The organism is Arthrobacter hankyongi, assembly GCF_022012395.1.
Lineage (GTDB): Bacteria > Actinomycetota > Actinomycetes > Actinomycetales > Micrococcaceae > Crystallibacter > Crystallibacter hankyongi.
On sequence record NZ_JAKLTQ010000017.1, the window covers coordinates 12,461 to 25,429 of the forward strand.

Sequence of the window (12,969 nt, forward strand, 5' to 3'; positions counted from 1 at the left end):
TTCATTTCGTGCCTAGGGACTGGGCAGGCCGGCCGGGCACCTGGAAGTTGAAGACCGAGGTATCGAAGTGGTTGTACGCTTCATAATCCACCAATTCGTACAAACGCGCACGCGTGAGCATGTTCGGTACCTCGGCTTCCTGTGTTCCCTCGGCCTTGAGGGCCTCGAGGGTGCGTTCGGCGGCACGCATGGCGATCCGCAGCAGGGTGACCGGGTAGATCACCATGTTGACGCCGGCGTCGGCCAGCTGCTTGGTGGTGAACAGGTCGCTCTTGCCGAACTCGGTCATGTTCGCCAGGATCGGCACGTCGACCGCGTCCCGGATCGCGGCGAACTCCGCCACGGTGGCCATCGCCTCGGGGAAGATCGCATCCGCCCCGGCATCCACCAGGGCCCGGGCACGGTCCTGCGCGGCGGCCAGGCCGTCGACGGCGCGGATGTCGGTGCGGGCCATGATCAAAAAGTCCGGGTCCCGGCGGGCGTCGGCTGCGGCGCGGATCCGCTTGGCGGCGGTGTCGGTGTCCACCACGTTCTTGCCGTCCAGGTGGCCGCAGCGCTTGGGGTTGAACTGGTCCTCGATGTGGCAGCCGGCCAGTCCGGCGTTTTCCAGTTCCTGCACCGTGCGGGCCACGTTCATCGGCTCGCCGAAGCCGGTGTCCGCGTCCACCAGGGCCGGCAGGTCGGTCATCCGGGCGATCTGCCCGGCGCGGGTGGCGACCTCGGTCAGGGTGGTCAGTCCGATGTCCGGCAGGCCCAGGTCGTTGGCCAGCACGGCGCCGGAGATGTAGACGCCGTCGAAACCCTTTTCCTGGATCAGCTTCGCCGAGAGCGGGTTGAAGGCGCCGGGGAACTGGACGATCGTGCCCGAGGCGAGCATGGCGCGCAGCGCGGCCCGCTTCTGTTCGGGGGTGGTGGTGGAGTACAGCATCAGAAGAGTCCCTTCGGGCCCTGTGACAGGTCGATGACCCCGTCCGCGGCCTGGATGTTCAGCTGGTCCAGTTCGCCGGCGGCGAGTTCGGGCAGGCGCTCGACGGCGGCGAGGAACCTGTCGATCTCGGCGTCGTCCACGACCCCCTTGGCGAGGGTGCGCAGCTTGTTGACGTACTGTCCGCGGGCGAAGGGCCGGGCGCCGAGCGGATGGGCATCGGCCACCGCGATCTCGTCCACCACGGTGCTTCCGTCGGCCAGCGTGATTTCGACCCGGCCGCCGAAGGCCTTTTCGCTGATGTCCAGCGAGTGGTAGCGGCGGGTCCATTCCGGGTCCTCCAGCGTGGAAACCTTGCGCCAGAGTTCGACGGTGTCCGCCCGGCCGGCCCGGTCGGGGCTGTAGGAATCAACATGGTGCCAGGCACCGTCCTGCAGCGCGACGGTGAAGATGTAGGGGATGGAGTGGTCCAGCGTCTCGCGCGAGGCCTTCGGATCGTACTTCTGCGGGTCGTTGGCGCCGGAGCCGATCACATAGTGGGTGTGGTGCGAGGTGTGGATGACGATCTTTTCCACGTTGGCCGGGTCGGCGAGTCCGGGATGCTCGCGGTGCAGCTTGCGGGCCAGGTCGATCAGGGCCTGGGCCTGGTACTCGGCCGAGTGTTCCTTGGTGTAGGTGTCCAGAATGGCGCGCTTGGCTTCGCCCGGGGCCGGCAGCGGCACCTCGTAGGAGGCATCGGGCCCATCCAGCAGCCAGGCGATGACGCCGTCTTCGCCTTCATAGATCGGCACGGGGGAGGTCTGCCCGCGCATGGCACGGTCCACGGCTTCCACTGCCATCTTGCCGGCGAAGGCCGGGGCGTGGGCCTTCCAGGTGGAAATCTCGCCCTTGCGGGACTGCCGGGTCGCCGTGGTTGTATGCAGCGCCTGGCCCACGGCCTGGAAGATGGTTTCGACGTCGAGGCCCAGCAGGGTGCCGATGCCGGCGGCCGCCGAGGGGCCGAGGTGGGCCACATGGTCGATCTTGTGCTTGTGCAGGCAGATGGCCTTGGCCAGGTCCACCTGGATTTCGTAGCCGGTCGCGATGCCGCGGACCAGGTCCCGGCCACTGGCGCCGGTGTGCTGGGCAACGGCCAGCACCGGCGGGATGTTGTCCCCGGGGTGCGAGTATTCGGCGGCCAGGAAGGTGTCATGGTAGTCCAGTTCGCGCACGGCCACGCCGTTGGCCCAGGCAGCCCACTCCGGGGAGGTTTTCTGCCCGACGCCGAAGACGCCGGCTCCCTGCCCGCCGGTCGACACAGGGTGGCTCAGTGCCTGGGCCCGGGCGGCGACAATGGGGCCGCGGTTGAGCGAGGCGATGGCTACCGAGGCATTGTCGATGATGCGGTTGACCACCATCTCGGTGACCTCGTCGGTGACCTCGACCGGGTCGGCGGCGACCTGGGCGATCTTGTAGGCGAGCTGCTCTTCGCGCGGGAGGTTCTCCTCGCTGCGGTAGACGCGGACCTTGTGGGTGATGGTCATGAAGCTGTCCTCTCGGATGACTGCGGGGTTGATTGCTGGGTGGATTTGAGATGGTCGAGGCTGTTGTGCAGGTGCAGCAACGTGGCCGCGGCGGCGAGCTGGCCGTCGCCCTCGGCGATGGCGCCGGCAATGTTGGCATGTTCGGTGGCCGACGCCAGCAGGCGGTCCGGGTTGTCCTTGGCCAGCCGCCGGATCCTGACCAGGTGCACACGCAGGTTCTTCAGCGCCTGGCTCAGGTAGGTGTTGGCCGCCGCCTCGTCGATGTCGGTGTCCAAGCGGGCAACGAGTTCGTAGTAGCGGTGCCGGTCCGGGTCGTCGCCGCGCAGCAGCGCCGCGGCAGAGTCGAACTCCTGCTGCAGGCTGCGGAACTGCTCCCGCTTGCCGCGCCGGGCTGCCAGCGACGCGGCCTGGCATTCCAAGGCGCTGCGCAGCTCGAACAGTTCTACCGCATGATCCAGGGAAATTGCGGTGACGACGACGCCGCGGCCGCTGTGCGGCGCCGCCAGGCCTTCGGCGGTGAGCCGGCCCAGGGCCTCGCGCAGCGGGGTGCGGGAGACACCCAGCCGTTCGGCCTGCTCGACCTCGCCGAGCACGGTTCCCGGCGGCAGGCGCCATTCGACGATGTCATCGCGCAGCGCCTGGTAGGCGCGGTCGCTGGCACGCATGAAGGCCTCCATTGATAGTCTGCGGCGCTTTCACAGCCGCTAACTCGAGTGTATACACAAAATCCCTATCAGCAAGGGTTGTGCGAATAAAACTCGAGAAAAATCCCAACTATGTATACACAACTCTTGTTTCGACCCCTCAGGCCGCATAATATGAGCTGCATCACAATCGCTAGCCGAAGGAGCTACCCGTGGAGTCCAGCTACCAGAGCGTGTACGAAGCCAGCTGCCGGGAACCGGAACGGTTCTGGCTTCAGGCGGCGGCCGCCGTCGACTGGGATGTTGCTCCGCGGCAGGCCTTGGACGACAGTGCGGCGCCCCTCTACCGCTGGTTTCCGGACGGCATGCTCAACACCAGCGTCAATGCCCTGGACCGCCACGTCGCTGCCGGGCGGGGGGATGCCACCGCGCTGGTCTACGACTCGGCCATGCTCGGTACCCGGCGCAGCTACAGTTACGCCGAACTGCTGCGGGAAGTGGAACTTTTCGCCGGTGTGCTGGCCGCCCGCGGGATCGGCCGCGGCGACCGGGTGGTGATCTACCTGCCGATGGTGCCCGAAGCCATTGTCGCGATGCTCGCAACGGCCCGGCTCGGTGCCGTGCACTCGGTGGTGTTCGGCGGCTTTGCCCCGCGCGAGCTGGCCGCCCGCATCGACGACGCGCGTCCGGCCGCCATCGTCACCTGCAGCGGCGGGATCGAACCGTCACGCCGGATCGAATACCTGCCGGCGGTGGCTGAGGCGCTCGCGCTCGCCGGCCACCGGGTGTCGGACGTGATCGTCAAGGCCCGCGCCGGGTTCCAGCACACGGTCGACGAGTACCGCGGCAGCCAGGCTGCCGGCACTGCACATGCTGACAGCACTGCGCACGCTGTACAGTGGCACGATTGGGACCGGCTGGCGGCCGAAGCCGAACCGGCAGGTCCGGTGAGCGTGGCCGCCACCGACCCGCTGTACATTCTTTACACCTCCGGAACCACCGGGGCGCCCAAGGGTGTGGTCCGTGACAATGGCTCCCACGCCGTCGCCCTGGCCTGGTCCATGAAGCACATCTATGACGTCGGTCCCGGTGACGTGATGTTCACGGCCTCGGACGTGGGCTGGGTGGTGGGGCATTCCTACATCGTCTACGGTCCGCTGCTGGCCGGGGCCACTACCGTGCTCTACGAGGGCAAGCCCGTGGGCACTCCGGATGCCGGCGCCTTCTGGCGGGTGGTCCAGGACCATAAAGTCAACGTGCTGTTCACCGCTCCGACGGCGCTGCGCGCGATCCGCAGGGCGGACCCGGAGGGCGCCCTGGTCAAGGATTACGACATCTCCAGCCTGCGCACCCTGTTCGCCGCGGGGGAGCGGCTGGACCCGGAGACCTGCCAGTGGGCCGGTGCCGCACTGGGGGTTCCGGTGATCGACCACTGGTGGCAGACCGAGACCGGCTGGGCCATCGCGGCGAATCCCGTCGGCCTGGAGCAGCTTCCGCTGAAGCCCGGGTCCCCGTCAGTGCCGGTGCCCGGCTACCAGGTGATGGTGCTGGACGGGGCCGGTGAGCCGGTCCCGGCCGGGGTCGAGGGCAACATCGTGATCAAGCTGCCGCTGCCGCCGGGGACCCTGGCCACCCTCTGGGGCAACGATGAGCGCTTCATCCAGTCCTACCTGGCGATTTTCGACGGGTACTACACCACCGGGGATTCCGGCTACCTGGACGAAGACGGCTACCTGTTCGTCATGGGCCGCACGGACGACGTCATCAATGTGTCCGGACACCGGCTCTCCACCGGCGCCATGGAGCAGGCGGTCGCCATGCACCCGTCGGTGGCCGAATGCGCCGTGATCGGGGTGGCGGATCCGCTCAAGGGGCAGCGTCCCAGCGGCTACGTGGTGCTCAAGCAGGGGGCGGACATCGGCGAGGCCCAGCTGCGGCAGGAACTGGTGGCACTGGTCCGGTCGCACATCGGGCCGGTGGCCGACTTCAAGGACGTCCAGGTGGTCCAGGCGCTGCCCAAGACCCGCTCGGGCAAGATCCTGCGCAAGACGATGCGCCAGATGGCCGACGGCGACGAGTACAGTGTGCCGTCGACGATCGAGGACCCCTCGGTGCTCGAGGACCTGCTGCGCGTGCTCCGGCCGTAACCGGCGCGGCAGCGCCAAATCACGGCACCCAATCTCAGCGCCGCCATTGGTATTCGAATTCGGGGCGGCCGCGGGTTCCGTAGCGCGGCGTGCGCAGCACCGTGTTCTGCTCCGCGAGGTGCTCCAGATAGCGCCGGGCGGTCACCCGGGAGATCCCGAGGCCGGTGCTGACTTCGACGGCGGACACGGGCCGGTCGCCGGCCTTGAGCAGGTCGATGACGCTGCCGAGCGTGTCTTCGGAAAGCCCCTTCGGCATCGTTGCCGGACCCGGCGTGCGCAGGGCCGCAAAAGCCATGTCCACCGCCGTCTGGGTGGTGTCTCCGCCGTGCTGGGCCAAGCTTTCGCGGAACTGGCGGTAATGGTGCAGCTTGTCGCTGAAGGCCGCGAAGGTGAAGGGCTTGATCAGGTACTGGGCGACGCCGGAGGCAATCGCCTTGCGCACCATCGGCAGTTCACGCACCGCCGTGACGGCGATGACCCCCACGGGCAGGCCCGCTCCGCGGATCCTGCGCAGGATGTCCAGTCCGTGGAAGTCCGGAAGGTTCATGTCCAGCAGGACCAGGTCCACCGCCACCTGGTCCGCCTGCCGGGACTGGGAAAGCCCGAGCAGTGCCAGTGCGTCGGAGCCGGTCCGCGCCACGGCGGCTACCTCGAAGCCATCGAGGCGGCGCACGTACTCGGCGTGGGCTTCCGCGGCAATCTCCTCGTCCTCCACCACGAGCACACGGATGCGGCCGCTCATGCCTGCCCGCCTTCCGGTGCCGGGGCCGGATGCCCGCGCAAGGGCAGGCCGACCGAAAAGACGGTACCGTCGTCGTGCGCCACGGTGATTTCCCCGTGCAGCCGGCTGACCGCCTGGCGCACCAGGGCCAGCCCGATGCCGCGCCCCTGGGTGCCGGCGGGCTTGGTGCTGTAACCCAGCTCGAAAGCCTTTTCCAGCGCCTCGCCGGAGAGCCCCGGTCCATTGTCGCGAACCTCGATCCACAGCCGGTCCGGCGTGCTCAGGAAATCAACGGAAACCTCCTTCTCCGGGGCCGGACCGGGACTGGAAGCCGGGGCACCGGCAGCCGGCGCGCTGACGGCGTCGAAGGCGTTGTCCAGCAGATTGCCCACGATCGTGACCAGGTCCGCCGGGTCCAGTCCCTTGCCGGTGGCAGGCGCGGCTGTGCCGGCCGGGCCGGTGCTGCCGGCCGTGATGGTGAGGTTGATGCCTAGCTCGTTCGCCTGCGCCGCCTTGCCCACCAGCAGTGCGCTGATGAATGGCTCGTCGACGGCGGCCACCACCTCGTCCGTGAGCTGCTGGGACTGCTGCAGGTCGCGCGCGGCGAACCGCAGGGCTTCGTCGCCGCGGCCCAGTTCGATCAGCGAGACGATGGTGTGCAGCCGGTTCGAATGTTCATGGGTCTGGGCCCGCAGGGCGCCGGCCAAAGTGCGCATGGATTCGACCTCTCCGGCCAGGGACTGGATTTCGGTCTGGTCCCGCAGGATGGCCACGGTGCCCAGCCGCTGTTCTGCGGTGGCCGGCTTCGCCGCCCGGGGGCCGGGCCGGCTGGCGCGCAGCGCAGGATCCTGGCTGACGACCAGGATCCTGTCCTCGGTGGCGTAGGGCTCGTCGCGGGCCGGGCGGCCGCTGAGCAGCAGCTGGCGGAGGTCCTGCGGCAGTGGCAGCGAGGCGACCTCCATCGGGGGACTGCCAGGATCGCGCAGCGGCAGTCCCAGCAGCCGGGCCGCATGGTCGTTGTACAGCACCAGGCGGCCTTGGTTGTCCACCATCAGCAGGCCTTCACGCACCGAATGCAGCAGCGAATCGTAGGAAACGAAGATGCTGGAGAGCTGCTCCGGACCCCAGCCGAGGGTGACCCGGCGCAGGTATTTGCTGAGCAGCCACGACGCCGTGGAGGACAGGACCAGGAGGCCCGCGCCAGTGAGGATGACAAAGGGCAGGCGCGCATTCGCTGCCACGGATACATTGGTGACGGTCACGCCGGCGGCGACCAGGGCCTTGACCGTTCCGGCCGCGTCCTTGACCGGGACGATGGCCCTGATCGAAGGTCCCAGGGCGCCGGCAAACTCCTCGGTTGCCGGCTGGCCCCGCAGTGCGGAGTCGATGCTGCCAATGTATTTACGCCCGATCTGCTGCGGATCAGGATGCGTGAAACGGGTGCCATCCGGAGCCATGATGGTGATGAAGTCCACCGGGGCGTCGCGTCGGACGGCCTCGGCATAGGGCTGCAGCGCCGTTGTGGGCGACGGCGACTGGACGGCTTTGAGGACGAACGGATTGTCGGCTATCGCCGATGACACCGAGAGCATCCGCTGTGCCGTCCGGTCATAGCTCTGCTGGCGCGCATCCAGGAACAGCACGGTGGACACCGCCGCTGTGATCAGCACGACCAGCAGCAGCTGGCCGGCGAAGATGCGGGCTGCCACGCTCCATTTCCCCACCCGCGCCTCCTATCCGTTGTCGTGCCTGCCAGTGAACAGTATGAACTCAATAGTGATCGCGCCCACTGTGACCCGGAACATAGTGGGCATGGCCGGGAGGGTCCCGGCCAGCGTAGACCATTCCAGGAGCCCTCCCATGGCATCGTCTGTTTCCGAAGCATCAGCGCAGAAGGTTCCTCCGGCGCAGCCAAAGCGCAGGAAGGACAGGACGCACTACCTCTACATTGCCGTCATCGCCGCGGTGGTGCTGGGCGCCGTCCTCGGTTTGGTGGCGCCGGAGGCGGGGCAGGCCATGAAGCCGCTGGGCACGGGCTTCATCGCCCTGATCAAGATGATGATCGCCCCGATCATCTTCTGCACCATCGTGCTGGGCGTCGGGTCGATCGCCAAGGCCGCCACCGTGGGCAAGGTCGGCGGCCTGGCCCTGCTCTACTTCATGATCATGTCCACCTTCGCCCTGGCCATCGGACTGGTGGTCGGCAACCTGATCCACCCCGGCGAAGGCCTGAACCTGGCCGGGGCTGCCTATGCAGCGGAACCGTCCGAGGGCCACGGCACCTCGGACTTCATCCTGGGCATTATCCCGACCTCGCTGCTGTCCGCGCTGACCGAGGGCAATATCCTGCAGACGCTCTTCGTGGCCCTGCTGGTCGGCTTCGCGCTGCAGAAGATGGGCCCGGCCGGCAAGCCGGTCCTGCGCGCCATCGGGCACATCCAGGCGCTGGTGTTCCGGATCCTGATCATGATCATGTGGCTGGCCCCGGTCGGCGCGTTCGGTGCCATTGCCGCCGTCGTCGGCGCCACCGGCGTCAATGCGATTGTCGGGATGGCCACGCTCATGATCGCCTTCTACATCACCTGCATCCTGTTCATCGTGCTGGTGCTCGGCGGCATCCTGAAGCTGTTTACCGGCGTGAACATCTTCAAGCTGATGAAGTACCTGGGCCGCGAATACCTGCTGATCTTCTCCACCTCGTCCTCCGAGGCGGCCCTGCCCCGGCTGATCGCGAAGATGGAGCACCTGGGGGTGTCCAAGCCGGTGGTCGGCGTCACCGTGCCGACCGGCTATTCGTTCAACCTGGACGGCACCGCGATCTACCTGACCATGGCGGCCCTGTTCGTGGCCTCGGCCATGAACAAGCCGCTGGCCCTAGGCGAGCAGATCTCGCTGCTGGTCTTCATGATCATCGCGTCCAAGGGCGCCGCCGGGGTCACCGGCGCCGGACTGGCCACGCTGGCCGGCGGGCTGCAGTCGCACCGGCCGGACCTGGTCGACGGGGTGGGGCTGATCGTGGGCATCGACCGGTTCATGTCCGAGGCCCGGGCGCTGACCAATTTCACCGGCAATGCCGTGGCCACGGTACTCATTGGCAGCTGGACCAAGGAAATCGACCGCAGCCGCGTGGACGAGGTGCTGGCCGGCCGGCTGCCCTTCGACGAGGCCACCATGAACGCCGGACACGGCCCGGCCGACGACGCGCCGGAAGACATTGGGCTGGAAGATGCTGTGTCGGGGGAGCCGGTGCCGGCGGACAGCAGCCGTCTGGTCACCGCCGCACGCTAACGCGGCAGCGGTGCGGCGGCGCACGTCCGGACCGGGCGTGCGCCGCCGCAGTTTAAACCTTGTAGTTCAACCTGAGCTTGAAGGCTCGCCGGGCGTTCTGCCGATATCCGCACGATGCCTGCAGGTAGCTGTAATCTTGACCCGAGGAAGAGCAGCCGCGCAATGATGGAAGCTGGGATACATAGGTGATGAGCGAACAGGGTTCGACCATTCTGCAGGAGCCGGAAGAGGCTGTGCTGGGACCGACCGGCCGTCCGCTGACCGACTTTCCCGAACCGCCCGTCCTATCCTCCCACGGTCCGGCCCGGGTGATCGCCATGGTCAACCAGAAGGGCGGCGTCGGCAAGACGACGTCCACCATCAATCTCGGCGCAGCCCTGGCCGAAGCGGGCCGGCGGGTCCTGCTGGTGGATTTCGATCCCCAGGGTGCCCTGTCCGCCGGGCTCGGCACCAATCCGCACGAGCTGGAAATGACCGTCTACAACGTGCTGATGGACCGCAAAGCGGATATCCGCGAGGCCATCCTGACCACCGAGTTCGAGAACATCGACCTGCTGCCGGCGAATATCGACCTGTCTGCGGCCGAGGTGCAGCTAGTCAACGAGGTGGCCCGCGAGCAGGTCCTGGAGCGCGCGCTGCGCCGGGTATCGGATGAGTATGACGTCATCCTGATCGACTGCCAGCCGTCGCTGGGCCTGCTCACGGTCAACGCGCTCACCGCGTCCCACGGCGTCATCATCCCGCTGATCTGCGAGTTCTTCGCGCTGCGTGCGGTGGCCCTGCTGGTGGAAACCATCGACAAGGTCCAGGACCGGCTGAACCCGGGGCTGCAGGTGGACGGAGTGCTGGCCACCATGTACGACGCCCGGACGCTGCACAGCCGCGAAGTCATCGGCCGGCTGGTCGAGGCCTTCGGGGACAAGGTGTTCCAGACCGTCATCAAGCGCACCATCAAGTTCGCCGACGCTACGGTCGCGGCGGAGCCGATCACCTCCTATGCCGCCACCCATGCCGGTGCGGAGGCCTACCGCCAGCTGGCCCGCGAACTGATCAGCCGCGGCGGCGCTCCCTGATGAACGGGCCGGGGCCGGTGGCGGAGGAGCCGCTGGAACCGGCCGCGGACGCAACGGCGCGGGGGTTCGAGGTCACGCTGGAGAATTTCACCGGCCCGTTCGACCTGCTGCTGGGCCTGATCGCCAAGCATGAAATGGACATCACCGAGGTCGCCCTGGCCCAGGTCACCGACGAGTTCATTTCCTATATCCGCCGGCTGCGCGCCCAGGGCGAGGACTGGGCCTTGGACGAGGCCAGCGAATTCCTGGTGATTGCCGCCACCCTGCTGGATTTGAAGGCGGCCAAGCTGCTGCCGTCCGGCGAAGTGGAGAACGAGGAGGACGTTGCCCTGCTCGAGGCCCGGGACCTGCTCTTCGCCCGGCTGCTGCAGTACAAGGCCTTCAAGGGTATTGCCGCCATGATGGGCAGCCGGCTGGCGGGAGAAGCCGCGCGCTTTCCCCGGCAGGTGTCCCTGGAACCGCAGTTCGCGGCCCTGCTGCCCGAACTGATCTGGCGGACCTCGCCGCACGCGTTTGCCGCCTTGGCGGCCAAGGCCATGGAGCCGAAGCCGCCGGCCCCCACCGAGGTGGGCCTGGCCCATTTGCATGCGCCCAAGGTCAGCGTCAAGGAACAGGCAGGCATCCTGGCCGAACGGCTGCGCACCGGCGGCCCGCAGAGCTTCGCTGTGCTGACCGCCGACGCCGAGGGCACACTGATCGTGGTGGCACGTTTCCTGGCTCTGCTGGAACTCTTCCGCGAGGCGGTGGTGGCCTTCGACCAGCAGTCCCCGCTGGCCGAGTTGACGGTGCGCTGGATCGGGCCGGATTCAGCGTGGAGCACCGAACGGCTCAGCGAAGAATACGACGAGGCCCCGGCGGAACCAGCAGCGGAACCGGAAGCGGAACCAGAGGAGAGCAATGGCTGAGGACAGCGGCACGGCCGGACCCGGCGAGGCAATGCCGGACCTGGCGAGCCTGCCCGGTGGCGCCAAGGCCGCGCTCGAAGCGGTACTGATGGTGATCGACGAACCGGCCACCGACGTCGAACTGGGGGAGGCGCTGGGTCTTTCCCCGGTCCGGGTGCGGATGCTGCTGCGCGAGCTGCAGGACGAGTATGACGGCCGCCGGACGCAGGTGCCGCGCGGCTTCGAGCTGCGCAGCATCGCCGGCGGCTGGCGGATCTTCTCCCGCAGCGAATTCGCACCGGTGGTTTCGCGCTTCGTCCGGGAGGGCCAGACCGCCCGGCTGACGCAGGCAGCGTTGGAAACCCTGGCCGTGATCGCCTACCGCCAGCCGGTGGCCCGGGCACGGATTTCGGCCATCCGCGGAGTGAACGTGGACTCCGTCGTGCGCACCCTGCTGCAGCGCGGATTGATCGCCGAAGCGGGCACCCATCCGGAGACCGGAGCGGTGCTGTATCGGACCACTGCTTATTTTCTGGAAAGATTAGGGATAGGAAACCTCTCCGAGTTGCCCGAACTGGCCCCGCATCTGCCCGGGCTGGAACACCTGGGCGACTTCGACGACCTGGTTCCCTGACGTCCCTGGACCGTCCAAGGGCAGCAGAACAGTTTTCCAACCTAAGGATCCACCATGACCAACGCGCCCCGCTCAGGTTCCGGCCGCAACACCCCCCGCGGCGGCAACGGGCCGCGCAAGTCCACGAACTCCACTAGCTCCTCGAATAGGTCCGGCTTCCCGTCCGGAAAATCCGGAGCCGGGAAATTCGGAGCCGGGAAATCCGGAACCGGCAAGCCGGGAGCAGGCAAGGCCGGCAAACCTGAACCCGGCAAGGCCGGCAAGGCGGCGCGGACCGGCGGCAAGCCGGCAGGGCCCCGGGCGTACGGCCAGGAACGGTTCGGGCAGAACCTCGGACCGGTGCGCAACCGTCCCAAGCAGGTGCGTACCGGGCACGGGGAAACCTCGGACGTGCACAACCCCGAGGGCGTGCGGCTGCAGAAGATCATGGCCTCCGCGGGCGTGGCCTCCCGCCGGGTCTGCGAGGAAATGATCGAGGCCGGCCGCGTCGAGGTGGATGGCGCCGTGGTGCGCGAACTGGGCGTGCGCCTGGATCCGGCCAAGGCGGTCATCCATGTGGACGGCATGCGGATCCAGACAGACGAGTCGCTGAAGTACCTGGTCTTCAACAAGCCCCGGGGCGTGGTCTCCACCATGGAGGACCCCGAAGGACGCCGCTGCATCAGCGACTTCCTGAAGAAGCACCGGGGCGAACGCCTGTTCCATGTGGGCCGGCTGGACCAGGACACCGAGGGTCTGCTGCTGCTGACCAACGACGGCGAACTGGCCAACCGGCTGACCCACCCGTCCTACGAGGTGCCCAAGACCTACCTGGTCCAGGTCCGCGGGCCGATGGAGCAGGGCATCGGCGCGCAGATGAAGCAGGGGATCGAACTGGAGGACGGCATCGCCACGGTCGACAGCTTCAAGCTCAAGGACTCGGTGCCCGGCCACGTGCTCGTGGAAGTGGTGCTGCACTCCGGGAAGAACCGGATCGTGCGCCGCATGTTCGACGCCGTCGGCTACCCGGTGGAGCGCCTGGTGCGCATCCAGGTTGGTCCGATTGGCCTGGGCAACCAGCGCCAGGGCAGCATCCGGGCGCTGGGCCGCCAGGAGGTCGGCCACCTGCTCGCATTGGTCGGGATGTAGCC

The 12,969-nt window shown here is 67.8% G+C and carries 11 protein-coding genes; 6 read left to right on the top strand and 5 right to left on the bottom strand.

All coding sequences use genetic code 11. The features are described from left to right. Nucleotide 1: 1 nt before the first annotated feature. From prpB to LVY72_RS18095, 3 genes are read right to left on the bottom strand one after another with little or no spacing between them, the layout of a single operon-like run. Entirely contained in the window at nt 2-928 is a 927-nt protein-coding gene (gene prpB, locus LVY72_RS18085) for a methylisocitrate lyase (RefSeq protein WP_237824128.1), read from the bottom strand. Then, a complete protein-coding gene (locus LVY72_RS18090; protein ID WP_237824131.1) occupies nt 928-2,448 on the bottom strand; it encodes an MmgE/PrpD family protein in 1,521 nt (506 codons plus the stop codon). Before LVY72_RS18090 ends, prpB begins: the two co-directional genes overlap by 1 nt. Further along, nucleotides 2,445-3,113 carry a GntR family transcriptional regulator gene (locus tag LVY72_RS18095; protein ID WP_237824134.1) on the bottom strand — a complete coding sequence of 223 codons (669 nt, stop codon included), beginning with the start codon at nt 3,111-3,113 and terminating at the stop codon, nt 2,445-2,447. The genes LVY72_RS18090 and LVY72_RS18095 overlap by 4 nt, the downstream gene beginning before the upstream one ends. Nucleotides 3,114-3,304: 191 nt before the next feature. Here LVY72_RS18095 and LVY72_RS18100 point away from each other — a divergent pair, with 191 nt between their 5' ends. Next, a complete protein-coding gene (locus tag LVY72_RS18100; protein ID WP_237824154.1) occupies nt 3,305-5,239 on the top strand; it encodes an AMP-binding protein in 1,935 nt (644 codons plus the stop codon). 34 nt (nt 5,240-5,273) lie between these two features. Here LVY72_RS18100 and LVY72_RS18105 read toward each other — a convergent pair whose 3' ends face one another. Together LVY72_RS18105 and LVY72_RS18110 are read right to left on the bottom strand one after the other, a co-directional pair. Then, nucleotides 5,274-5,981 carry a response regulator gene (locus LVY72_RS18105; protein WP_237824169.1) on the bottom strand — a complete coding sequence of 236 codons (708 nt, stop codon included), beginning with the start codon at nt 5,979-5,981 and terminating at the stop codon, nt 5,274-5,276. Beyond that, nucleotides 5,978-7,669: a sensor histidine kinase gene (locus LVY72_RS18110; protein ID WP_237824171.1), complete on the bottom strand. Its 1,692-nt coding sequence runs from the start codon at nt 7,667-7,669 to the stop codon at nt 5,978-5,980. The genes LVY72_RS18105 and LVY72_RS18110 overlap by 4 nt, the downstream gene beginning before the upstream one ends. Before the next feature lie 151 nt (nt 7,670-7,820). On the opposite strand from LVY72_RS18110, the gene LVY72_RS18115 reads away from it, so the two are divergent. The 5 genes from LVY72_RS18115 to LVY72_RS18135 all read left to right on the top strand — a co-directional run bounded on the left by LVY72_RS18115 (nt 7,821) and on the right by LVY72_RS18135 (nt 12,967). Next, nucleotides 7,821-9,248: a cation:dicarboxylate symporter family transporter gene (locus tag LVY72_RS18115; RefSeq protein WP_237824173.1), complete on the top strand. Its 1,428-nt coding sequence runs from the start codon at nt 7,821-7,823 to the stop codon at nt 9,246-9,248. A gap of 188 nt (nt 9,249-9,436) precedes the next feature. Further along, nucleotides 9,437-10,321: a ParA family protein gene (locus LVY72_RS18120; RefSeq protein ID WP_269092666.1), complete on the top strand. Its 885-nt coding sequence runs from the start codon at nt 9,437-9,439 to the stop codon at nt 10,319-10,321. After that, on the top strand, nt 10,321-11,226 hold the full coding sequence (locus LVY72_RS18125; RefSeq protein ID WP_237824177.1) for a segregation and condensation protein A: 906 nt from the start codon (nt 10,321-10,323) through the stop codon (nt 11,224-11,226). Before LVY72_RS18120 ends, LVY72_RS18125 begins: the two co-directional genes overlap by 1 nt. Next, complete coding sequence (scpB, locus tag LVY72_RS18130) at nt 11,219-11,839, top strand: SMC-Scp complex subunit ScpB (RefSeq protein ID WP_237824191.1); 621 nt, start codon at nt 11,219-11,221, stop codon at nt 11,837-11,839. Before LVY72_RS18125 ends, scpB begins: the two co-directional genes overlap by 8 nt. A gap of 54 nt (nt 11,840-11,893) precedes the next feature. Further along, complete coding sequence (locus LVY72_RS18135) at nt 11,894-12,967, top strand: pseudouridine synthase (RefSeq protein ID WP_237824193.1); 1,074 nt, start codon at nt 11,894-11,896, stop codon at nt 12,965-12,967. Nucleotides 12,968-12,969: the final 2 nt, after the last annotated feature.

Coding starts and splice junctions, on each gene's coding strand:
- LVY72_RS18095 (WP_237824134.1), bottom strand. CDS start 3,113: ATGCGTGCCAGCGACCGCGCCTACCAGGCGCTGCGCGATGACATCGTC.
- LVY72_RS18120 (WP_269092666.1), top strand. CDS start 9,437: ATGAGCGAACAGGGTTCGACCATTCTGCAGGAGCCGGAAGAGGCTGTG.
- LVY72_RS18125 (WP_237824177.1), top strand. CDS start 10,321: ATGAACGGGCCGGGGCCGGTGGCGGAGGAGCCGCTGGAACCGGCCGCG.
- LVY72_RS18105 (WP_237824169.1), bottom strand. CDS start 5,981: ATGAGCGGCCGCATCCGTGTGCTCGTGGTGGAGGACGAGGAGATTGCC.
- LVY72_RS18090 (WP_237824131.1), bottom strand. CDS start 2,448: ATGACCATCACCCACAAGGTCCGCGTCTACCGCAGCGAGGAGAACCTC.
- prpB (WP_237824128.1), bottom strand. CDS start 928: ATGCTGTACTCCACCACCACCCCCGAACAGAAGCGGGCCGCGCTGCGC.
- scpB (WP_237824191.1), top strand. CDS start 11,219: ATGGCTGAGGACAGCGGCACGGCCGGACCCGGCGAGGCAATGCCGGAC.
- LVY72_RS18115 (WP_237824173.1), top strand. CDS start 7,821: ATGGCATCGTCTGTTTCCGAAGCATCAGCGCAGAAGGTTCCTCCGGCG.
- LVY72_RS18135 (WP_237824193.1), top strand. CDS start 11,894: ATGACCAACGCGCCCCGCTCAGGTTCCGGCCGCAACACCCCCCGCGGC.